18 protein-coding genes are annotated in these 21,639 nt (G+C 48.8%); 10 read left to right on the forward strand and 8 right to left on the reverse strand.

The window, feature by feature from the left end; all coding sequences use genetic code 11:
• Positions 1 to 8 precede the first annotated feature (8 nt).
• The 4 genes from HPY27_RS19460 to HPY27_RS19475 all read left to right on the forward strand — a co-directional run bounded on the left by HPY27_RS19460 (position 9) and on the right by HPY27_RS19475 (position 3,091).
• A complete protein-coding gene (locus HPY27_RS19460) occupies positions 9 to 1,307 on the forward strand; it encodes a nucleotide sugar dehydrogenase (RefSeq protein ID WP_174225749.1) in 1,299 nt (432 codons plus the stop codon).
• Between the two features lie 148 nt (positions 1,308 to 1,455).
• Positions 1,456 to 2,043 (forward strand): sigma-70 family RNA polymerase sigma factor, encoded by a 588-nt coding sequence (locus HPY27_RS19465; protein ID WP_174225750.1) that lies wholly within the window; start codon positions 1,456 to 1,458, stop codon positions 2,041 to 2,043.
• Positions 2,022 to 2,783, forward strand: coding sequence for a DUF4179 domain-containing protein (locus HPY27_RS19470; protein ID WP_173622378.1), 762 nt, complete (start codon positions 2,022 to 2,024; stop codon positions 2,781 to 2,783). The genes HPY27_RS19465 and HPY27_RS19470 overlap by 22 nt, the downstream gene beginning before the upstream one ends.
• Before the next feature lie 107 nt (positions 2,784 to 2,890).
• A complete protein-coding gene (locus tag HPY27_RS19475; protein ID WP_007728493.1) occupies positions 2,891 to 3,091 on the forward strand; it encodes a cold-shock protein in 201 nt (66 codons plus the stop codon).
• 185 nt (positions 3,092 to 3,276) lie between these two features.
• Here the strand turns inward: HPY27_RS19475 and HPY27_RS19480 are convergent, their stop codons facing one another.
• A complete protein-coding gene (locus HPY27_RS19480) occupies positions 3,277 to 4,104 on the reverse strand; it encodes a M55 family metallopeptidase (protein WP_017251066.1) in 828 nt (275 codons plus the stop codon).
• Positions 4,105 to 4,267: 163 nt separating this feature from the next.
• Positions 4,268 to 5,401 (reverse strand): glycosyltransferase, encoded by a 1,134-nt coding sequence (locus HPY27_RS19485; protein WP_174225751.1) that lies wholly within the window; start codon positions 5,399 to 5,401, stop codon positions 4,268 to 4,270.
• A gap of 211 nt (positions 5,402 to 5,612) precedes the next feature.
• Between HPY27_RS19485 and HPY27_RS19490 the strand changes: the two genes are divergently transcribed.
• Positions 5,613 to 6,962: a glycosyltransferase family 4 protein gene (locus tag HPY27_RS19490; RefSeq protein WP_174225752.1), complete on the forward strand. Its 1,350-nt coding sequence runs from the start codon at positions 5,613 to 5,615 to the stop codon at positions 6,960 to 6,962.
• Between the two features lie 150 nt (positions 6,963 to 7,112).
• On the opposite strand, the gene HPY27_RS19495 is transcribed toward HPY27_RS19490, so the two are convergent.
• From HPY27_RS19495 to HPY27_RS19505, 3 genes are read right to left on the reverse strand one after another with little or no spacing between them, the layout of a single operon-like run.
• Complete coding sequence (locus HPY27_RS19495) at positions 7,113 to 7,931, reverse strand: hypothetical protein (RefSeq protein WP_174225753.1); 819 nt, start codon at positions 7,929 to 7,931, stop codon at positions 7,113 to 7,115.
• Positions 7,924 to 9,552, reverse strand: a complete 1,629-nt coding sequence (locus HPY27_RS19500; RefSeq protein ID WP_174225754.1) for a hypothetical protein — start codon at positions 9,550 to 9,552, stop codon at positions 7,924 to 7,926. The genes HPY27_RS19495 and HPY27_RS19500 overlap by 8 nt, the downstream gene beginning before the upstream one ends.
• A 4-nt stretch (positions 9,553 to 9,556) precedes the next feature.
• Positions 9,557 to 10,819 (reverse strand): O-antigen ligase family protein, encoded by a 1,263-nt coding sequence (locus tag HPY27_RS19505; RefSeq protein WP_017251071.1) that lies wholly within the window; start codon positions 10,817 to 10,819, stop codon positions 9,557 to 9,559.
• A gap of 188 nt (positions 10,820 to 11,007) precedes the next feature.
• Between HPY27_RS19505 and murJ the strand changes: the two genes are divergently transcribed.
• Entirely contained in the window at positions 11,008 to 12,534 is a 1,527-nt protein-coding gene (gene murJ, locus HPY27_RS19510) for a murein biosynthesis integral membrane protein MurJ (protein ID WP_017251072.1), read from the forward strand.
• Here murJ and HPY27_RS19515 read toward each other — a convergent pair.
• Entirely contained in the window at positions 12,509 to 13,885 is a 1,377-nt protein-coding gene (locus HPY27_RS19515; RefSeq protein WP_174225755.1) for a phenylacetate--CoA ligase family protein, read from the reverse strand. The genes murJ and HPY27_RS19515 overlap by 26 nt on opposite strands.
• 246 nt (positions 13,886 to 14,131) lie before the next feature.
• Here HPY27_RS19515 and HPY27_RS19520 point away from each other — a divergent pair, with 246 nt between their 5' ends.
• Positions 14,132 to 15,784: a putative polysaccharide biosynthesis protein gene (locus HPY27_RS19520; RefSeq protein WP_173622384.1), complete on the forward strand. Its 1,653-nt coding sequence runs from the start codon at positions 14,132 to 14,134 to the stop codon at positions 15,782 to 15,784.
• Between the two features lie 57 nt (positions 15,785 to 15,841).
• Here HPY27_RS19520 and HPY27_RS19525 read toward each other — a convergent pair whose 3' ends face one another.
• On the reverse strand, positions 15,842 to 16,693 hold the full coding sequence (locus HPY27_RS19525) for a class I SAM-dependent methyltransferase (RefSeq protein ID WP_069845548.1): 852 nt from the start codon (positions 16,691 to 16,693) through the stop codon (positions 15,842 to 15,844).
• Between the two features lie 24 nt (positions 16,694 to 16,717).
• On the reverse strand, positions 16,718 to 17,815 hold the full coding sequence (gene csaB / locus HPY27_RS19530) for a polysaccharide pyruvyl transferase CsaB (RefSeq protein ID WP_017251076.1): 1,098 nt from the start codon (positions 17,813 to 17,815) through the stop codon (positions 16,718 to 16,720).
• A gap of 430 nt (positions 17,816 to 18,245) precedes the next feature.
• Here csaB and HPY27_RS19535 point away from each other — a divergent pair, with 430 nt between their 5' ends.
• Genes HPY27_RS19535 through HPY27_RS19545 form a run of 3 tightly spaced genes read left to right on the forward strand, consistent with a single transcriptional unit; the run spans position 18,246 to position 21,454 of the window.
• Positions 18,246 to 19,193, forward strand: coding sequence for a 50S ribosomal protein L11 methyltransferase (locus tag HPY27_RS19535; RefSeq protein ID WP_173622385.1), 948 nt, complete (start codon positions 18,246 to 18,248; stop codon positions 19,191 to 19,193).
• A 42-nt stretch (positions 19,194 to 19,235) separates the two neighbouring features.
• Positions 19,236 to 20,411: an acetyl-CoA C-acetyltransferase gene (locus HPY27_RS19540; protein ID WP_174225756.1), complete on the forward strand. Its 1,176-nt coding sequence runs from the start codon at positions 19,236 to 19,238 to the stop codon at positions 20,409 to 20,411.
• Between the two features lie 53 nt (positions 20,412 to 20,464).
• Entirely contained in the window at positions 20,465 to 21,454 is a 990-nt protein-coding gene (locus HPY27_RS19545) for an LCP family protein (protein ID WP_174225757.1), read from the forward strand.
• The last annotated feature ends 185 nt before the right edge of the window (positions 21,455 to 21,639 follow it).

Consider the following 21,639-nt stretch of genomic DNA (forward strand, 5'->3'; position numbering starts at 1 on the left):
GATACGCAATGACTCAACCTGTACGCGTAGCTGTTGTGGGATTGGGGTTTGTAGGCTTGCCGTTGGCGCTTACCTATGCCATGAAAGGAGCAAACGTCATCGGTATTGACGCCTTACCGCATGTCGTCGATGAGATCAATGCGGCACATTCCCATCACCTGGAGTCCTATCAGGGAAAAACGTTGCCAGAGATCCTCAAAGAGCAGATTGAAGCAAAACGTTTCCGTGCAACGACCTCCTACGAGGAAGCTGCTGCGGAAGTCCATAACTATATTGTAACAGTCGGATTGCCTGTTCATAACGGTGATCCTGATCTCGGACCGCTGAAAAGCTGTGCACAATCGCTCGGTCGCGTACTGAAAAAAGGCGATACCATCATGATCCGCAGCACCGTCGTACCAGGAACGACAGAAGACGTGATTCTGCCGATTTTGGAGGAAACAAGTGGTCTTGTTGCTGGTGTCGATTTCTTCCTGACATACTGCTCAGAGAGAATTGCAGAGGGTCGTGCTTTTGAAGAGTTCATCCATATGCCGCTCGTTCTGGGTGGCATCAATGAACAAAGCGCTGAAAAAGGAAAAGAGTTGCTGTCCTTCATCAGCGAGACGGACATCACGATCTCGGATATCCGCGTAGTCGAGACAGCAAAAGTCATCGAGAACATCCAGCGTGATGTAAACATTGCGATGGTACAGGAATTTGCTCGTTTCTCTGAGGCATTCGGCATCGATACGTTCGAGCTGATCAAGGTTGCCAATACGCACACGCGTGTAAACATGTTATCGCCAGGACCGGGTGTAGGCGGCTTCTGCTTGCCGAATGCGCTGTACTACTTGCAGCCTAAGGCACGTGAATTGGAAGTAAACCTCCCGATTCTGCAACTGGCCCGCAATACGAATGATGCAGTCCCTGAAGTGTTGATCAGCATGCTTGAGCAAGCCCTGAAGAATAACGGCAAGACATTGGCAGGAAGTCGCGTAGCTGTATTGGGGATGGCGATGAAAGACTTTTCCAATGACGACCGCGTAAGCCCTGTCCACGACCTGATCAAGAAGCTCATAGTAAAAGGAGTAGACGTTCGTTCCTACGATCCAGCTGTTCCGACTGTGTATGATCACAAGGTTGACAGTTTGGAGAAAGCAGTGAATGGAGCAGATGCGTTGTTCCTGACTGCTGTGCAAAAGGAATTTGCTGAGGCGGATTGGGCCAATGTGGCTGAAAAGATGGCTGACGCGCCGATTCTCTTCGATACGAAGAACCGCATCCCGCGTGACCTTGTCAGCAAGGCTACTGTGGTGCGCATTTAATTCTTGAACAAGAGTACCATTGATTCATAGGAGAAAACCTCTCTAAACGCACGTAGAAGCGTTTGGCGAGGTTTTTTTTCATAAAGTAGTGAACCATATTGAACGAGAGAGCCAATACAAGGTGTATACAATTTCAGGGGGCCCTCCGATGAATGATCAAATGTTAGAACTGTGGCTGGACCGTTTGCTTGATGGAGATCAAGAAGCTTTTGAGGTGGTCTACAGCATGACACGGACAAAAGTTTACGGGACCGTATCAGCCATGGTCACGAATAAAGAAGATGTTCACGATATTGTGAGCGAAGTTTACTATCAGCTATGGAGATCACTGCCTGGCTATGATCGCAAGCGTCCTTTTCTTTTCTGGGTGAATGGGATTGTCATTAGACAGGTGAAAAACTGGCGTAGACAGATTTGGAGAAGATTCCGTCTGATAGAACGAAAACAGAGCTTGGAAGAAAAGCAACATGTCGAAACGCCGGATGAGCCAATGCTTGCGATGGAGTCTGCCACAGAGATGCAGCAAGCAATCCAAAAGCTGCCGTTCAAGCTGCGGATCGTCGTGATTTATCGGTATTACTACGATTATACGTACGATCAGATTGCCGAACTGTTGCAAATACCAGTGGGGACAGCAAAATCGAGAAATCATCTGGCATTAAAGCGAATCCGAGAGTCGTTTGACGTCGAGTGGAATGAGGAGGACCTCCAAGCATGTCTATCGAGAAAATCATAAAACAGTCACTCACCAAACAAATTGACGAGACCATGATTCCTGGTGAAGTAGACCAGCGAGTCAGGCAGTCCTTTCAACGCTATCACAAAAAAAAGGAGACTGTACCGATGAAGAAAAAATTGGTTATGATGGGATTAGTTGCTGCTATTATACTGCCGACTGGAGTATATGCGGCTTTAAATGGAACCTCTTATTTTGCAGACAATCCAAAAGACTTGAACAGTTTGGTGGGTGAAGAGGTTAAGCGAGCAGCGGAAAAAGGGTTGTCCATTCCGATCGATCAAAAAATTACCGATCAGGGGATTACGATACATTTTACGGAAGTGTATGCGGAAGATAGCAAGGTTCTGCTGCACTATCGCATTGAACAACAAAATGGAGAACTGGTGCCTTTCGAATTCGATACGACAGGTTTAAATGTGGTAGGCGAAGCAAATGGCAATCCTGTGTACCAGGATAAAGGCTTGGAAGGTACAAGTGTCCTAAACTTTATCGGGACCAAAGAGGATACTATGCCTTTCTACTTAACAGACGAGTCCGGTAAGGAAGTAGAGGTGGGAATAGCCGATCATGACAAGCCAGAGGGCGTTCTTGCCTTCGCCTCGCATGGATTCAAGCTACCACAGCCACTCACCTTAAACATCGATGTGAACCGGATCGGCAAAACAAAGGGCAACTGGAAGGGACAATTTATTGTGGACCAGAGCAAAGCCAAAGAAGCAACAGAGGCTGCGAAATAGGAGAAAAAAATTCGGTCACGTATAAGAAGCCTCGTAAATGGCAATAGTAACCGGGGTAAGACAATATTTCAAATGTCATGTAAGGGTTACATGCTAGGAGGCAAAAAATGGAACGTGGAAGAGTAAAGTGGTTTAACAGCGAAAAAGGTTTCGGTTTTATCGAGCGTGATGGTGGAGATGACGTATTCGTTCACTTCTCCGCTATTCAAGGCGAAGGGTACAAATCCTTGGACGAAGGGCAAGAGGTTGAGTTTGACGTAGAAAACGGTCAACGCGGTCCTCAAGCGACGAACGTTCGGAGACTATAAAAGCTGAAACGACAAGCAGACTCAGGTGATGGGTCTGCTTTTTTATTTGGATTAGGAGTAGCTGCAGTGGTGGAAAGAAGTGGCTTGGGCTTTGTAAAAGCAAATAAAAAATGAAAAAAGAGGCGAAAAAACAGAAATAGAGAACGGAAGAACTGATATCAGTCTTCCGTTCTCTCCTCACCTGTTTAGAAAAACTCTGCACCCGACGCCAGGTTCAGCATAGCCCGCATCGTTTTGTACATATCCTGCGGATTGGCTGCATTGTAATAAACCATGTTTGTAGCTGTTTCATAGCGCGTGCCCGGGACAATCGCGGCCATCTCGGCTTGTCCTGCATGGGAGAATTCCATCGCCAGCTCTACAGGTACAGCTGTACGGAATGGCTGGATGTTGTTCCGATTGCGCAAGGCATTGGTCGTCTTGCGCTTCAGTTCAGCGGTCGCTTCTTCACGCGAGAGACAGATAGCAGCTGTGCGGGATACAGCTTCCTTCACGATCGCTGTCTGAATACCTGGAATCAGTTCCTGGGCTTCGACGGCAATGAGATTATCACCAGACACCATGACAACAGGAACGTTGTGCATGCCTGCAATCGCGGCGTTAAAGCCGAACTCACCCACGACTTGTCCGTTGATATACATATTGTGAACCACACCGGACATCGTATGGCTGAGCACGCCAGGAATCCCTTGGCGGGTATGATAGCCGATAAACATTGCTGCATCAAAGCTCTCATCGAGTCCCTGCATCATGGATGAATCGCGTGGAGAACCTGCCAACAGTCTCGCTTTAGGATGGAGCTTTTCCCAGAGAATGTTGTTCATCGTGTTGTGACTGTCTGCTACAACAATTTCCGTTACGCCAGACTCAAGTGCAGCCTCAATAACCGCATTGGCATCGTCCGTCATAAACTGGCGGCCACGCTGATAGTTAACCCCCGAATCCGGGTTAATATAGCTCGTATCCACAATGCCTGAAATACCTTCCATGTCTACCGAAAGAAATAGTTTCATCTCATTTTCACCCTTTCTGTCTGGTACAGCTTGCTATACAAAATAGTTCCAATTCATATGTAACCAGATTGATCATAAGTAGGCAACCACAAAAACAGATTCTTCAAACAAATCATATGAAAAAAGCACGATGCCCGCTGTTCGCGTTTCACCGTGCTTTTCGTCATTTCAGTAACGTACGATAAAGAGCAACAATTTGTTTGGTCATGAGTTGAATGGTAAAAGTGGATTCTACTTTATTCAGAGCGTGTTGCACCATGGTCTCACGCAACTGTGGTGAAGTCCATAACCGTTCCATTGCTTGCGCCAACAAAGTGGGATTTCCCGGTTCGACGATCAGCCCCGTCTCGCCATCGAAAACAAACTCTTTCACGCCGCCGACATTGCTTGCTACGACAGGAACCTCCGAAGCCATTGCCTCGATGATCGTATAGCCTAGCCCTTCGTACAGAGAAGAGTGGACAAAGCCATCTAAGGCATGCAAGCACGCAGGAATATCTTGCCGAAATCCTGCAAAGCGAACACGCGATTCCAGGCCCAATTCTTTCACCTTAGCTTCGAGCGCAGCACGTTCAGAGCCGTCTCCGATCAACACGAGATAAGGGACCTCTTTCTTGTCCGCCATAAGCGTATGGAAAGCATCGAGCAGAATCGGGAGACCTTTTACGGGAACAAAGCGAGCTGCTGTCCCGAATAAAAAGGCGTCCTCTGGTATGTTCCATTCCGCACGCAGTCGATTGCGGTCATTCTCCCGTAAATGGTTTTGCCGATAAGGCTTCATGTCCATTCCGTTATAAATCACGCTAATGTCAGACGAGCGAACACCCTGCCCCCGCAAAATATCGGCAATCGCACCACTGATCGCGATATAGTGACGGTTCCAATGTCTCGTGCTCATTTCCATCATGCTGACAATGGCGTAGGCCAAGGAGCTTGTATAATCATAACGGAGTGAGCTGTGAACAGTGGTCAGTAAAGGCACCTTCATACCGCGAGCTGCCAGTCGAGAAAAGAAATTGGCTTTAATCCCATGCGTATGGATAATCGCTGGTTGGAATGTGGAAAAGGCATTCCGCAGAGCCTGCAGCAATCGTAAGTCAAAACGTCCGAATTGATTCAGAGTAATGACTTGGATGCCTGATTCCCGCAATTTACTCGCGAAGAGAGAATCATAGAAGCATACGACTGCGACATCTACTTCGTCGACTGGAAAAGTAGTGACCAAATTGAGAATATGTTGTTCAGCACCGCCAAATTCCCCCCCGCCAATCACGTGGAGGACTCGTAATTTGCTCATCTGAATTCACCCGAATCGTAATTAAAAAACAACCTCTACCGAGGTATGTACATGGAGGCACGACCCAATACAGGCGGTGTGCCGAAAATGAAGGATAATTTGTAAACAAAGCCATTCTCACTATAGCAGATGCCTGCTAGATTCGCAATAAGACAGCACTTATGGTATCGTTGATGATGGAAAATTGAAATGGAGAAGGACGGTTACGTAAATGAATACGCACAATGTGTTGATCATATGCTACATATTTCCTCCAATTGGTGGAGGCGGCGTGCCAAGACCGTTGAAAATGGCCAAATATTTAGGGGAGTTTGGCTGGAATGTCCATGTGCTGACAGTAGATCCTGCTTATCATGCGACGCTCGATCCATCCCTTTTGACACAGCTGCCGAGTGATGTCACCATTCACCGTGCGAAGGAATGGCAGCTGCTGCCGAATCGAGGGGGACAAGCCGCATCAGCAAGTGCCAATACAACGTCCACACCATCACAGCCTTCGTTCAAAGCGAAGGTAAAAAAACAGATCCTCAATGTGCTGAAAAAAGTAAAGCCATACTTATTGATTCCAGACGACCAAATCCTGTGGATGCCGAATGCGCTCAAGCTAGGGCGGGAAATTATGCGCCGTGAAAAGATCGACGTGATTTTTTCTACATCGGGACCGGTTACGAACCATTTGATTGCGAAAAAGCTTTCCCGTGAGTTTGGCTGCAAATGGGTGGCGGATTTCCGAGATCCGTGGACGCAAAATATGCACACCTCTGGCATCGAATGGCGAGAGCGTATGGAAGAGCGAATGGAGGAGGCCGTGATGTCCCAAGCGGATGCGATCACGACCGTTACCGCGACCTTCGCCTATAATTTTCGCGAGAAGCACCAGGATCGCATCAAGCGGATGGAACTGATCTACAATGGGTTTGATCAGGCTGATTTTCAAGGGTTGGCTCCTAGTCATGCTGCTCCGGACAAATTTCATGCGGTGTACGCAGGTATTTTGTATCAAAAGCGCAACCCACGCCTACTCCTGCAAGCCATCCGGGAACTCATCGATGAAAAAGCAGTAGACCGAAATGATCTCTTACTCAGCTTTGCAGGGGTGTTCGATTATCCGGGTTATTCCGAAAATCGCGACTGTGTAGAAGCATTGGGGCTGGGGGACATCGTTAGCGTGTTGGGGAATCTGCCGCATAAAGAAGCACTCGGACTAATGAAAGGTGCGAATGCCCTGTTGCTGATTGGGGATGTGTCTGCTGACGCTGGAGCGTATATTCCGGGTAAGCTCTACGAATACATGGGGATCGGCAACCCGATTCTTGCTCTGAATAAAAGAGGCGAAGCGACGGAGATTATTGAAGATTTCCGTCTCGGACAAGTAGCCGATCCAGAGCAAAAAGACGAGATCAAGCAAGCGTATCTGAAGCTGTATCAGGAGTGGAAAGCGCAAGGACAAACGGGTAGCGAGAAACGCGGAGCGGATTTTGCAGAACGTGTGAAACCGTACGAACGTCGTGAACAGGCGAAGCAACTGGCGAACGTGATGGATGAACTGGTAAAAAAATAGGACAGCATAGCCCCGGAGCCAATGAAGGCTGCGGGGTTTTCTTCATGACAGACATACTTCTTCTGCTTCAAAATAAAAGGACCTGACGATAATCGCCAGGCCCTGATTCGTACCGATTAGTCTGCTACCACGCAAATGTAGCAGGCTTTTTTAGTACAGCAAATATTTTTCTACTTCTTCCGGTTCTTTGATGTGAATGCCACCCGTATCGTCGTATTTAAACAGGTTGAACATCACTTGCTGGTCCATCGTTCCGGCTTCAGGCAGCGGCAGAATGATCCACGTCTCGTACTGGTGGATCAGACGGTCTTCCTTGCCGAACCAAATCGTTGTTTTGATCGTGGATTCCTTCAAGATGTAATCCAGATCAGGACGTTCGCCCAATTGCTTTTTCAATGGTTCAAACAGTGGACTTTGGCTATTTTTCAGCCATTCTGCTCCTGTCATTTTCAATTGGAACGGAACGCTGACGACGCCAATTACTTTTTCCTCAGGCAATTGGACGGCCTTGTCCATGAAAGGCAGCCAGTCCTCGAAGCCTTTCAATACATCAAACGCCAGCGGCTCATCCGGAGCGGTTACAAACTGCTCGTTTGCCTTGATGTAGCGTTTGTCGTGAATGCGATAGTACGAATAGGGTTGGGCTGCGATGCGTGCATCGACATTGTAGCCTTTCCCGTTAATGACGGCACCATTGAACATACTCGTCGTGGTACGTGACAAGATGGTGTTTTTCACATGGCCCTTGTACCAGTAGGTCTGTGCCTCTTTATCCGTCTTGCCTTTTTCCAGGGCTGTTTTCAGCCACTCCGCACCTGACTCGGTTTGGACCGTGGTCGTCTGATCCGGCTTCTGGTCAAAATTGGTGGTGGCAAAAGCTTTCGTTCCTGATTCATACGTGCAGCCACCGAGCAGGGAGGCTGTGCAGATGGCAGCGAGTAATGCCCATGCTTTCGTCGCTTTACGCATGGCGAAACCTCCTTACGACTCCGTATCCCAAGAGTCCCACGAATATCGCGATCGTGAGTCCGAATACCGGAATGTTGTGCTGCTTAAACACGAGAATGCGATGCGTATTGTACATGTTGGCCACGATTTCGTTTTGCTTGTCGCCATCGATGTCGCCGATTTGAACATTGATTAGTGGCAAGTAAATACGCCAGTTTTGTTTCAAACCTTCAGGTGTGTAGTCATAGCCAGACAAATAGCGGGAATCCGTTGTGCTTACCCAGCTCTTAGCCTTTGCTACGATCTCAGGCTTGTCGCTGTTACCGAGCGTAGCGAAGTTGGAGAAGCGGAAGCTCTTGTCGCGGTCACCGCTAGCCCACAATATTTCCCACGTACCATCTGGTTTTGGTTTCAAGATGTACGAAGGCTTGCCTGCTACGAGCAGCTCGTCGACCTTGTCGTTGTCGATATCGGCAGGAATGAACTCGCCAGTTGCCAATTCAGCTTCTTTGCGAGTCAAGGTATAGGCTTCCGTCAGTGTGCCATCAGAATCGACGGTCAGTACACTCAGATGTTCACCCATGACAATGAGTCCTTCGCGTCCATCTGGGAGCATCATGGTGGTCAACAGCTTGGTGGATTTGGTCATCCCGCCAAAAGGCTTGCCGTCGTAGTTTCCTGTCAGCATACCATCCTTGATGTGTAGATCCGTGTACTTGGAGCCCAACGTTTGTCGTACGTCCATACTGCCTTCGTTTTCTGCCAGTTGATTTGCGATGTTTTCCATATCAAGCATCAACGCACGATATGGTGCCGTTCCGATTTGCATCATGCCTTCCGCATACGGTTGGCGTTGTACATTCGGTACCAATTGACCGTCTTTCATCGTGTAATACGGGAAGCCCGGGTAGTCGGTTGGCAATTTTTCCTTGATGATCTCCATGGTATCTGCCGGAATTTGATCATTCGGCATCCGCACCATTTGGCCGTCTTTCCAGGTCAGGACGTAAAGAGAAACAGGTTCAGCCTGCAAATGGCGCAGCTTCTCCGCCATTGCTTTTTTCTCTTCTTCCGTCTCTGGCTTTTCAATTTCTTCAGGCAGTGGAAGCTCCTCGGCATTGCCGTACGTGATGATCTCCATGCTGCCATCGCCATTGACGTCATGCAGTGTGACCGGGAAGTAATCCACCCAATCTCCGTTGTACAGACGGTCAGATTCGTATTTCACAGTAAAGTGACTGAGTGCAGTCAATGTATCTCGGTTGAACGTGACATTCGCCAAGAGGGCGATCAAAACCAACGAGCCGACTGCACGCCAGTTGAGGCGCCCGTACCATTTCACGAGCAGCGCAATCACGATGATCGCGATGGCTCCACCGATCAACAGAGCAGCGGTCGTTTTCACATCGACACGTGTCAGTGCCCGATCCAGGAGCAAGAAGCCGATGGTAAACACAAGCACTTGACGACGTTCCGACGGATGGACCACGAAGTAGCAAAATGCTAGCAGTGGCAGGAAAATGAGTACAGCAATCCACGTTAAATCAAGGAAAGCTGGTTTCACGAGCAAATGGTAAATCAGAAACAGGGCAATGGCGTACAGCGCCCAGTTTATCGTTTCGAGAATAGGATTCCGGCGCATGCCCTCACCACCTTTTATTTTGTGTCTGGTCGACGAATAATGCGCACAGGAAGCCGCCAAACAGCCAGAAATAGAGGGCCATGAACGGCACCTCGAAAATGTTTTCCACGAGGTTATGGGTAGCTACGGCTATTAAACCGCCCAATAGGCCGAGTATCGCAAAAAAGTGCGGCGAGCCTTGGAGGTTGCGGATAAGCCCAGCTCCGTATTTGAACATGGTGATCACGGTTCCGATTAACAGGATGATCCCGATCAGACCGTATTCCGCTAGACTTTTGAAGAAATAGCTGTCTGAATAAATCGTTCCGAAATGGCGAGTCGCTACTGCACCGCCATGATGGCCGAGCCCAACACCGAACAATGGCTCGATACGCATTTTGTCATAGGCTTCGCCCCAGCGACCAATACGCCCGCCTTGGCTGCTAGATTCGAAGTATTCAGGTGTAAACAGCGTGAAAATGCGATCTTTTACTTTTCCGACAAGCGGAACAGAATCAGGAACGAAGAACAGGGCTACAATCCCGATAATCCCTGCGATCACCAAGTATCCTGCGACTCGTTTGTTCCATATGTAGAAGCAAACAAATGCAGCAAAGGCAAGGGCAAACCAAGAACCGCGGGAACTTGTTAACAGCATGGCGAGCAAAGTCGTCAGCGCAACGATGGCCCAAATCCATTTTTGCTTGCGATCCTTCGCTGTCATGAAAAGACCAGCGGCAATCGGTGTAATCAACGCCATATAGCTGCCCAATACGTTCGGGCTCGTTACGAAGGAGAATGCACGCGTGGTAACTGCTTCCCCTTCCTGCACCCATGATTCAGGTGTTTTGACGCCTACGATGACTTGCAAGACACCATACAGTGCCGCTATGAAACCAACCAGCACAAGTCCCTTCATGAACTTGTCTAGGTCTTCCATCGACTTCAATAAATAGAAGCCCATGAAAAAGGCGAGGATGTACTGGTAGACGGAACGGAATCCTTCTACGCTCGCTTCCCAGTTCGCCATGTCTGTCACCATGATGGCAACTCCGAGGACGAAAAGGGCTCCAAGCCAATGTTTGATTCCAGGCATCGTCCGATTTGACTGTAAAAACGCAACGAATGTAAACAGCATCAAGACGATGAGCAGTCCTTCATCCCACAAAGAAGATATGACTGGAATCGGTAGAATCTGTCGCAAGACGTAATCGATTACTGGATAGGCCAACAGCAAATACAACCACGTAGATGATTGGCTTCCCCACTTCAACACGGTTTCTCTCATTTTTATTGTAGTCCTCCTACAGGTAGGGATTAACTTACCTATTATAATGAATCTGACAACCCAGTAGCAAGCCGGGGGGAAAGAGGTTGGTAGGAAAGGTAGAAATAAGATATGATAACTAGGTAGTTTGAGCGTTAGAACCAAGCCTGGAACGTAGGGTTTCGAATAGGGATAGGAGAAAAGTGGACATGAGTTTGTTAAAAATCGCTTCCATGATTGTCGTGCTGACTCTCGTTGGAAGGCTTCTAGGCTTTTTTCGCAGTGTGTATGTATCGAGTTTGTACGGTACTGGGATGGAGGCAGATGCGTTTAATATAGCGGCAACGATCCCGCTGACGCTGTTCTTGGTCATACCGGGAGCGGTCAATGCTGTACTGATTCCGACGATGCGCGGCATGATGGAAAAAGGAGAGCGGACGACTGATTTGTATCAGAAGATGCTCACGATCATTTTGGGCGTATTCGTTGCTCTCTCTGTCTTAGGAGTTGTCTTTTCTTACGAGCTTGCTGGGATGTTTGGGCTGACAGGTGAGAAGTTGGAACTCACGGCTAATATGCTGCAATGGATGTGGCCATCAGCTATTTTCATCGGGTTAACCGGACTGTGGTCGAGTATTTGCAATGCTCACCAGCATTTCTTTACACCGACGCTTGGCACGGTAGTCAATGGAGCTTTGGTGATTGTCAGCATGTATGTGCTCGTTCCGATGTATGGTCCCATTGGATTGGCGATGGCTACGACAATCGGTTACTTGGCGGCACTGTTGCCGATTCTCCCGACTTTGCGCGGATTCGGCTACCAGCACCGCTTCTCATTTTCTTGGCGTGAGGACGCTTCTCTCAAAGGCATGGGCGAGCGCGTCATTCCGATTTTGATTGGTGCGGTTGTAGCCCAGGCCACTACCTTTTTGGAGCGCGGCTTCGCAGAAGGACTCGGAACGGGTGTCGTTTCCGCTCTCGCCAATGCGAACCAGATCATGCAATTGCCTCTGGCTATTTTTGTCGGGGCGTTTACGTTGCCGTTATTCCCACTGTTGGCTAGTCATGTCAAGCGGGGGGAAATGACGGAGATGAAGCAAATCCTGCAAAAAGGACTTGCCTATCTCCTCATTTTGCTGCTGCCCGTGACGGTTGGACTTGCGTTATATGCAGAGCCTATCATCCGACTAGCTTTTGAGCGCGGAGCGTTCGATGAGCATTCTGTAGCTTTGACAGCGTGGGCACTGCCGTTTTATGGCGTAGGACTTTTCTTTTTAGCGTCAAGAGACTTGCTGACTCGCGCCTTTTATGCACTGGAAAACACGAAGACACCCGTTATGATCGGGGCGATCGGGATCGTTGTGTATGCCCTTGCCAACTGGTTGCTCATTCCACTGCTTGGTCATGGCGGAATTGCCCTAGCTAATGCAGTTTCGGCTATCAGTCAAGCACTCCTGCTGTTTGTTTTGCTATGGAGGGCGGTAGGCAGCCCTGTACGGGCGAATTTCCTCATGACTGCCGGGAAAACCATTTTGGGCTGCGCAGTCATGGCCGGTGCTATTTTACTCATCGATCCATGGTTATCCGCATGGCCTGTCTGGCTGTACTTGCCGTTAGGAATTATCGGTGCAGCGCTTTTATATCTCGTGGTGCTCATTTTGGTTCGCGAGCCACTCGTATCAGAGCTACTGCAAAAAGTACGCAAGCGGTCTACTCCAGCGGGAGGGCGATCGTAAGCGGGAATTCCCGGATTGCATAACGAGTCTTACCCGAGCTTGCGGGGGGAATGGTCTCCACGTAAGAAACTTGGATGCTTACTTGACCTAACGCCGAGCGAATTCCTGCCAAAAGCTTTGCTTCATCGGCAGGTAAAAAATGTTCAGGCTCCTTCACCAGTCTCAGGCTTAGTCGCTCTGGCTCATGCTGGACGATCTGGAAGGTGCGGAAGCTGTCCATATTGCGCACGATGTGATTAAAATAATGTCCGTGCACGTACCGTCCATTTAGCGCTAGGAACATGTCGTCTTCTCTGCCGTCGATCGAAGCAAGAAGTGGAAAAGGGAGATTGCATGAGCAGGCTGAATCAGAAAGCGCGACGACATCTCCTATTTGGTAGCGCAGGCGAGGCATGACGGTATTGTGCAGGTCTGTGACAAGCAGTGCTCCTGGGTGTCCTTTGTAGACGGGAATATGCGTAATTGGATCGACGACCTCCAAATAACAGTTCCCAGAAAAGGCATGCATGCTTCCAGACTTGCATTGGTAGGCGATGATTCCGCCGTCACGGGCGCCGTATTCATTCACAACAGGCGCATCAAAAGCCTGGGCAATCGTTTGTCGCTGGTGTTCGTGCAGGCTTTCTGCTGTAGAGACCACGGCTTTGAGCGGGATTCCTAGTGTCATGCCGCGTCGTAGCATCATCGTGGCGAGCGCATGAAGTGCGGAAGTGTACCCGTATAAATAGGCTGGTTGGAAATCCCGGATGAGGCGCAGGTTTGCTTCCAATTGTCTTTCGTCCAGTTCATAGGCAGAAATCATCATGCGGTTTTTCAACCAGCGCTCCTTCCAGCGGTAGCGACGAGCTTGCTGGGCGTTTAATTCGAGAGGAGAGCCCCAGATCATTACACATGGTTCACCTATGCGAATGCCGTACCAGGATAACCCCAACCAGCGCGCAGCTTCATATCGCTCGACAGTTGGACGATCGAGATAAAAATGGGTAGGTTCACCTGTGGAGCCTCCCGTACGATTTGCAATGAGGCTTTTGGTTTGTAGTCCTTGGCTCATATATTGATCAGCGTTTTGCCGAAAGTGTGCTTTGGTCAGAACGGGAATACGCTGCAAAAAACGTTCAGGCATCTCGCGCATTTTGCTCCAGTCTGGGGCGAGGGCAGTGTAGGCTGGTACGTTTTGTATCGCATGATCGAGTAGCTTCACCAGCTTTTCTCGCTGCTGCACGTTAAGCGCTTCGGCAGATAGATGCTCGGCTGCTTGCAATTCTTTCATGTAAGGACGAATGCGATTTCCTTTCAAAGCCTCCATTAACGGCCACTGTACATGTCGGATCAAAAATCCGGTTGTGGGCATAATATCCCCTCCTACTCACAGATCACACAGGCAGACCGCAAGCGGTCACATTCTGTCTAATGAAAAACGTCGAGACGTTTTTCACAAAAATCAATGGAATCTGTTTTTTACCAGTATTGCTGCGAAATTCCATCGATATACCTGTTTGCTGGAAGAGGGAAATGATAGTAGGATAGAGAGTGGGTTCATGTCGATTGGTACTGCCCCACGGGTATCCAGTCAAAGAGACGAATAAAGGAGTTACCCATGTTGAAAAAAAGTCATTTTCTCGCGGGAGCATTGATCTTAGCCATAGCGGGGATTTTGTCAAAAGTTATCGGGATGTTTTATCGGATTCCGCTTCAGGAGATAGTGGGCGACAGAGGTCTCGGACTCTATCAGGAAGTATATCCTCTCTACCTGACCTTCCTCATATTGGCGACAGCAGGTGTGCCAGTAGCGTTGTCGAGGGTGATTGCAGAGGCATTGGCTGAAGGGAAACAAGGCTCTATTGGACAAATTTTGGCCCGTAGCATGGTCATGATGGGCGGGATCGGACTTGTCTTGTTTGCGCTCCTGTACGCCAGCTCTCCACTGATCGCAAAGCTCATGGGGAATCCGCATTTGATTGAGCCGATTCGGGCGATTTCCATGTCGCTGCTGTTCGTTCCCTTGATTGCGGTTATTCGCGGCTTTTTCTACGGCCATCAAAAAATGTTGTTTGTCGGGCTCTCGCAAATCGTAGAGCAGACGTTGCGTGTCGTATTTATTTTGGTAGCTTCCCTGTATCTCGTGTCACTCGGTGAAGATACGGACACCGTGATTACCGGGGTCAACTTCGGTACGATGATCAGTACATTTTTAAGTCTCGGGTTTCTAGCGTTGCTCATGTGGCTCCACAATCGGAAAAATTCCGTATTTAGCGGGGCAGAGTGGGGGCGTCTTACTTGGTGGTATGATCGTGCCTTCTTCGCCTCGATGTGGCGAATTGCCTGGCCGATTTGTATCAGCGCCTTGGTTATCCCGATTTTTAGCCTGACGGATTCCTTCCTGGCGATTAACATCTTCCGCTACATTTGGAACGTGGATGGATTGACGGCGGATACGTGGTTTGGCATTTACAGCAGGGGAGGACCACTTCTGCAAATGGCGAGCTTGTTCGGATCGTCGATTGCCCTCTCGATCGTGCCTGCCATTGCCGAAGCGATCAGACAAAAGGATCAGGAACGGATTACGACCTTGACCAAACTCTCGCTGCGCTTTGCTTGGCTAATCGGTCTACCTGCCGGTCTTGGACTGACAGCTGTAGCTGAAGGGGCGAATCTCGCGTTGTATGGTGATATGGAAGGCACGCGTGCAATGGCGATTTTAGGCATCACAGCGATTCCGCTTTCCTTGTTGCTTGCTACAAATGGTATTTTGCAAGGAATCGGTAAAGAAAAAATCCCTGCGCGTCATCTGCTGTATGGTGTCATTGTAAAAGTACTGGCGACACTCGTGTTTACCTCGATGTTCGGTATGGACGGCTTGTCCCTGTCATGGCTGGTTGCGACTGCATTTGTCTGCGTACTGAATATGCGCGTCATCAACCATTATGTATCGATTCCGATTAACTGGCGCTTTGATACCGTTTATCCGTTACTGGTGGCTAACCTCATGCTGATTCTGGCTTGGGGAGCGACAGAGGCAGTTGATTTCCTGTTCAGGGGAAGAGAACCAGTGCGCATTTTGGGAGCGATAGAGACCGTCGCTGGAGTCGGTGTAGGACTCGTTGTTTACCTGGGACTGCTGATCCTCATTCCACTCATTGAGGATAAGGAGCTGGACTGGCTGCCAGGAGGAAACAAGCTGCGCGCCTTTATCCAATTCATTCGGAAGAAGCAGGCTTCCTCGTTAAAGTCCAATACAAATAACGACTAATAGAATCGAAAAACCCCTTTCTCCAAAAACGGAGGAAGGGGTTTTATGTGATCTTACTTATTTTGCTTTTTGATAAACACATACAACCATTTTTACGAAAAATTCACGGGTAGCAGATAATTTCGCCAAGGACTGCAACTGATTGCGCAACGGAATCTCTCGCTGGTAAACCGCAGGCTGCACCACGCCTTGTTGAATTTTTCGAAACCGTTTGATCGTCATGCGATTAATGTACGAGATCGTATCTCTGCCATCAGGAAGCTTGTCGAAACGAAAAGCAATCCGGTCAGAACCGTCTGGCAAGTCACGGACTAGCTTTTTATAGGCATCAATCAAGGCTTGCTCCGAGAAGAGAGCATGCACCCAAGGAATGCCGATCGCATCTGACAAATGGGCACCGAATGGATGATAATACGGCGGAAAATTGATGTAGAGATGCCCGCCAGGCTTCAATACCCGAAAGCATTCCTCCAGCGTCTTTTCCGGTTCGCCTACGTGCTCCATCGCGTCATTCATGATGATCGTATCGAACGTGTTGTCCGGGAAGTCCATTCTCGCGGCATCACCAGTCATGAAGGAGACAAGATGATCCAGCCCTTTTTTCTTCGCGAATTCATTTCCTTCCTCCGCATAGTGGGGGACGATATCGATGCCGATCATTTTTTTCGGGCCAAACGTGGCGTAATAGCAGGTTTTTCCCCCGCCGCCACAGCCGATGTCCAAAACGGTTTTGTCATGGAACATTTGCTCCTGTGAATGGAAGGGGAGGAAAAACTGAATGGTTTGATCCCCTTTTTGAAATTGCCATTCGGTATAGCTCATTTCCCCGTTGTTTGCCAGATTGAAAGGGTGAACGGGGAGAGGAAATAATCGATTTAAACCTAGTAACACTTGTGAAGAAAAGGACATGATGTCCTCCTTTCCAGGTCAGCCTTATTTACGCAGCGCTTGCAGAACAAGTTCACTGCTTTTGGAAGCTTCGATTGCTAACAGATGGGAATGCTTCGTTACCACATCAATTTCGTGATCGAGGTTGTCCAGTTTTTCAGCGAGCAAGGTCAAAAGTGTAGTTTCATCGAGTTCAGTAATGTGACCAGCATTAGGCATTCCAGCTCGTTCGACGAATCGATCGATTTTCGGATCGTAGGAGATGCCGATAAAAGGGATTCGCAGCATGCACGCAAGAATAAGCGAGTGAAGCCGCATTCCAACGACGTAGTTGCATTGCTTCAGTACCGACATAATGTCATGAAAAGTTACAGGCGCATCGAGAAGACGTGCTCCTGGTTGGCTCATCTGGTCCATGATTTCCTGGGACGGTGCCAAATCGCTAGGGACATGCATCGGCAGGAAGAGAACATTCCATCCGCGCATGATAAACCAATCGGCTGCTCGGGCTATCTTCTGTTTGAATGGTTGTTCCTGCTTCCAGTCCCGGACAGAGATGGCGACCAAAGGCTTGGAAGGATCATCAAACATACCATGGAGCAGCTCTTTTCCCCGTTGATCTGCAATATCGTCTGGGGATATCGTCAGAGCAGGGTCAGCTGTTATATAGATAGGGGCTTTTTTTACGCCGCAGGCTTTAAAGTCCTCTCCTGATTCGTAGTCGCGAACCGTGATAATGTTGACGTGATTGACCACGCGTTTGATCATCGTGCGACTGAGCGATTTGAGGATGGGGCCAAATCCTTGTGCGTAAAAGACCACGGGTTTACCTAAAAGCTTGGCAATGGTGACGATGCCCAAATAGTAGAGGACACTGCGCGGACTGGTTACATCCTGCATCAGTGTACCGCCGCCCATCACCAGCATGTCACTTCGCGAAAGCTCGCGGACGATGGTTCCAAAGCTCCAGCGGTTATAGGCTTCAATCCCGAACAGTTCCGCAGTCCGATCAGGCTGATTGGACAGAACGGCGAGAGAGATATTTGGTTGTTCCCGCTTAAGAGAGCTGATGATGCCGTACAGGACCACATCGTCTCCGGCATTATTAAAGCCGTAGTACCCGGAGATGAGAATTCGCGACATGGAGTGAACCTTCTTTCTATATCAAACGTACAGGAAAAATACATTCTCAAGTATAATCGAGTAAACAAGCGGAAGTAAAGCAACCACAGTAGAAAACTTCACGCCCCAATTGTTTGGACAGATACAGTGGGTGCAGCGCCGTTCGTAGGGTATAATGATGTTGTTCCGACTTACGAGAACATATAGAGGAAACCCATACCGAACATGCCGATGCCAAGAACGATGAGGGCAATCATGACGATGAACAGCCCCTTATTTTTGCGGCGACGGTAAAAAAATTCGTCAAACATGGTAAGCCTCCCTGCGGTTGTGATAGTCCATTCTACTATCATACCATGTTCTCTATCATCCTTGCCATCCACATATGAGTGAATAGATGTCCGCAAGAATAGGGGCGAATGACAGCAGAAGGGAAGGAGCATTTTTCATCATGGAAAGCATGTGGCTCAAATACACATTACTAGTGGAACCAGAGATTGAGGATTTGTTTGTGGCAGAGGTTTTGACCAGCTCCTACACGCTTGGCTGGATCGAACCGCAAATCGAAGTGCTGACAACGGAAAATGGATATGATTACGCAGAAAATACGGAAGGTCCACTTGTTGGCTATTTGTTTGAACCCCAGCATGATCGTGAAGAGGAGCATGTAGACCGCCTAAAGAGCTACATTCAACGCTGGAATGGACAAGTCACGATAAAAGAAGTAGAACTTGTAGCTGAAGAAAATGAATCGTGGAAAGAGGAGTTCCGGGAAGTCAAGATAGGCGACTGGTGGGTAGCACCAACGTGGACGGACCCCGCAGCGTTGGAGTCGGCTCGGCATATCCTATGGATTGATCCAGGTGCAGCTTTCGGAACCGGCTATCATGGAACGACGCAGGACATTCTATTGTTTTTGCAAGAAATGAATCTGGAGGGTAAGCAAGTCATTGATGTAGGAGCTGGCTCAGGAATTCTCTCTTTGTACTGTGCTTTGAATGGAGCGAAGCATCCTGTATGGGCTGTGGATATTAATCCGCAAAGCGAGTATCAGGTTCTCGTCAATGCGACGAATAACCACCTTCCTGACCACGCTGTACAAGTCGTGATTGGGGATGCGTGTGAGGACGCAGTTAAGTCCCAATTGCCTGACCAAGCTGATGTCATTCTGGTCAACATCGGAGGCGATGAAAATGTCGCGATGCTTCCGATGATTACGGAGCGAATGGCTCCTGAAGGAATTTTGATTCTCTCGGGAATTGTTGAATGGAATCGGGAAGCTGTCATTGCCACATTTGAACAGGCAGGCTTCCAAGTAGAGAAAGAAAGTCAACAAGACGAATGGGTCACCGTTGTATTGAAAAACATTGCTGGGAACCGCCCTGTAACTTCCGTGTGAGACAATAAAGAAAATAGGGTACTCAAATGGAGGGGAAAATCAATGGAGCAGGTTGTCATTGCTGCTGCTGGACGTACGCCAATCGGTACGTTTGGTGGCGTCCTGAAAGATGTAAGCGCTCGCAAGCTGGGAGAAACCGTCATTCGTGGTGTCATGGCTAGATCTGGTTTGGAAGCTTCTCTGATCGATGAAGTCATTTTAGGGAATTGCATTCAGCGTACAGACGAACCAAACATAGCGCGGGTGGCAGCATTGGATGCGGGCTTGGGAAAAGAAGTGACGGGCTACACGATTCAACGTCAATGTGCATCCGGCATGCAAGCGATTGTGAGCGGCGCTTCCCAAATTCTTTTAGGTGACAGTGAAATCGTCTTGGCAGGCGGCGTAGAGAGCATGAGCAACGCCCCGTATGTCCTGAAAAATGCGCGCTGGGGCAAACGCTTGACACATGGGGAAATGACCGACGCGATGTGGGATTTGTTAACAGACCCTCACCATCAAATCCTGATGGGCGAGACGGCAGAACGTCTGGTCGATCGTTATGGGATCACGCGCGAGGAGTCGGATGAGATTGCCTTGCGCAGTCAGCAAAATGCGATCCGAGCCATAGACAGCGGCTTGTTTGCCGAGGAAATCATCGGGGTCCCCATTAAAAAGCGCACCGAAGAAATCGTCGTAACGGAAGACGAATTCCCTCGCAGGGGAGTGACCTTGGAAAGTCTCGCGAAGCTAAGACCCAGTTTTCGTGACAATGGTACAGTGACGCCAGGCAATTCCTCCGGTCTCAACGATGGAGCGTCCGCAGCCGTTTTGATGAAAGAAGGCAAAGCGAGAGAGCTCGGGATCGAACCACTCGGCAGAATTGTCTCGTGGGCGGTAGCGGGGGTAGAGCCTGATTTGATGGGATATGGACCCGTTCCAGCAGTAAAGCGTGCATTGGCAAAAGCCAGTTTGACGCTCGCGGATATCGAACTGATCGAAGTAAATGAAGCCTTTGCTGCGCAATACCTCGCCGTGGAAAAACTGCTGGAGCTGCCACGGGAAATAACGAATGTGAACGGAAGCGGCATCGCGTTGGGTCACCCTGTCGGTTCTACTGGCTGCCGAATTGTCGTAACCTTGCTGCACGAAATGAAGCGACGACAGCTGAAACGAGGCATGGCTGCCCTTTGTGTTGGCGGTGGGATGGGGATGGCAATGGTTGTCGAACGCCCATAGGTTTAAACGAAGTCTCCCCTGTTAAAAATGGAAGCAAAGGGGGAGGCTTTGTCATGTTTATATGGTCATTTTTCAAGCGACATGGAAAACAGATTGCGTTTCATACCTTATCCTGTTTGGCGATCGGGGCGTTGCTGCTGGTTGCCTACAGTGCCTATCAATATAAGCAAATGACAAATCAGTGGTATGCTCCGATTGATGGAGCCAAAGGGAGCGCAAAACAGGCAGCTGCTTCCCTTCCACCACGTGATCTTTTGACAGGAACAGAACCGTTGAAGCCTTTCGTCGCCCTGCTTCTTGGTGTGGATAGTCGAGACGGGGAAAGTGCACGTTCAGATACAATGATGCTTGCGGCGATTCATCCCGGGAAGCAATCCGTCTACCTTTTGGCGATTCCGCGTGACAGCTACATGGAGCTCCCGGGAAAAGGATACGACAAAGTGAACCATGCAATGGCTTTTGGTGGTCCAAAAATGGTGAAAGAGTCGCTGGAAAAATATTTACAAATAAAAATTGATCGGTATATCTCCGTAGATTTCGATGGCTTCCGTCAAATTGTAGACGAGCTGGGAGGTGTCACTGTCGATGTGAAGAAACGAATGAAGTACAGCGATCCGAGCGACGACACGTACATCGACATTCAACCAGGGCTACAGACTTTATCAGGTGAGCAGGCATTGGATTACGCACGTTATCGAAAAAGTGATTTGGGCAAGGAAGACAGTGATTACATGCGGATTGACCGACAGCAGGAGATTCTCAAAGCATTAGCTTCAAAAGGCACCTCGCTTCAAGTGTATACGAAGGCATTTTCACTCATGGAAATACTGGGTCAGCATGTGAAAACGGACCTCACTGAGCAGGAAATCGCCTCTCTGTTATTGTCCTATGGCGATGGCACTCCGAACTCCATTCAAGCTGATACATTGGTCGGGCAGGATGAGCGCATTTGGCATAATGGAATCGTTGGCTGGTATCATCTCGTTCCTACATCTGAACGGGAAAGGGCACGACAGCAACTTGTCAAGGAAGTTACACCGTAAAACACGAAGAGCATAAGGGCAAAGGACACGGCTTTCATCATGGGCTTTGTCCTTTTTTCGTTGAATAGTCTTGTCCCAAAAAAAGGAAAATATATGATTTTAGTTGGAAAATTGAATATGTTTCGAATACAATAGTCATTAGGAAGAGATTATGAATGTAGATCATAGGGAGAGGCAAGGCCATT

It is taken from the genome of Brevibacillus sp. HB1.1, assembly GCF_013332445.1.
Taxonomy (GTDB): domain Bacteria; phylum Bacillota; class Bacilli; order Brevibacillales; family Brevibacillaceae; genus Brevibacillus; species Brevibacillus porteri.

Bases quoted from the DNA above. Each gene is read 5' to 3' on its own strand.
- HPY27_RS19460 (WP_174225749.1), top strand. From the start codon at position 9: ATGACTCAACCTGTACGCGTAGCTGTTGTGGGATTGGGGTTTGTAGGC.
- HPY27_RS19465 (WP_174225750.1), top strand. From the start codon at position 1,456: ATGAATGATCAAATGTTAGAACTGTGGCTGGACCGTTTGCTTGATGGA.
- HPY27_RS19470 (WP_173622378.1), top strand. From the start codon at position 2,022: ATGTCTATCGAGAAAATCATAAAACAGTCACTCACCAAACAAATTGAC.
- HPY27_RS19475 (WP_007728493.1), top strand. From the start codon at position 2,891: ATGGAACGTGGAAGAGTAAAGTGGTTTAACAGCGAAAAAGGTTTCGGT.
- HPY27_RS19480 (WP_017251066.1), bottom strand. From the start codon at position 4,104: ATGAAACTATTTCTTTCGGTAGACATGGAAGGTATTTCAGGCATTGTG.
- HPY27_RS19485 (WP_174225751.1), bottom strand. From the start codon at position 5,401: ATGAGCAAATTACGAGTCCTCCACGTGATTGGCGGGGGGGAATTTGGC.
- HPY27_RS19490 (WP_174225752.1), top strand. From the start codon at position 5,613: ATGAATACGCACAATGTGTTGATCATATGCTACATATTTCCTCCAATT.
- HPY27_RS19495 (WP_174225753.1), bottom strand. From the start codon at position 7,931: ATGCGTAAAGCGACGAAAGCATGGGCATTACTCGCTGCCATCTGCACA.
- HPY27_RS19500 (WP_174225754.1), bottom strand. From the start codon at position 9,552: ATGCGCCGGAATCCTATTCTCGAAACGATAAACTGGGCGCTGTACGCC.
- HPY27_RS19505 (WP_017251071.1), bottom strand. From the start codon at position 10,819: ATGAGAGAAACCGTGTTGAAGTGGGGAAGCCAATCATCTACGTGGTTG.
- murJ (WP_017251072.1), top strand. From the start codon at position 11,008: ATGAGTTTGTTAAAAATCGCTTCCATGATTGTCGTGCTGACTCTCGTT.
- HPY27_RS19515 (WP_174225755.1), bottom strand. From the start codon at position 13,885: ATGCCCACAACCGGATTTTTGATCCGACATGTACAGTGGCCGTTAATG.
- HPY27_RS19520 (WP_173622384.1), top strand. From the start codon at position 14,132: ATGTTGAAAAAAAGTCATTTTCTCGCGGGAGCATTGATCTTAGCCATA.
- HPY27_RS19525 (WP_069845548.1), bottom strand. From the start codon at position 16,693: ATGTCCTTTTCTTCACAAGTGTTACTAGGTTTAAATCGATTATTTCCT.
- csaB (WP_017251076.1), bottom strand. From the start codon at position 17,815: ATGTCGCGAATTCTCATCTCCGGGTACTACGGCTTTAATAATGCCGGA.
- HPY27_RS19535 (WP_173622385.1), top strand. From the start codon at position 18,246: ATGGAAAGCATGTGGCTCAAATACACATTACTAGTGGAACCAGAGATT.
- HPY27_RS19540 (WP_174225756.1), top strand. From the start codon at position 19,236: ATGGAGCAGGTTGTCATTGCTGCTGCTGGACGTACGCCAATCGGTACG.
- HPY27_RS19545 (WP_174225757.1), top strand. From the start codon at position 20,465: ATGTTTATATGGTCATTTTTCAAGCGACATGGAAAACAGATTGCGTTT.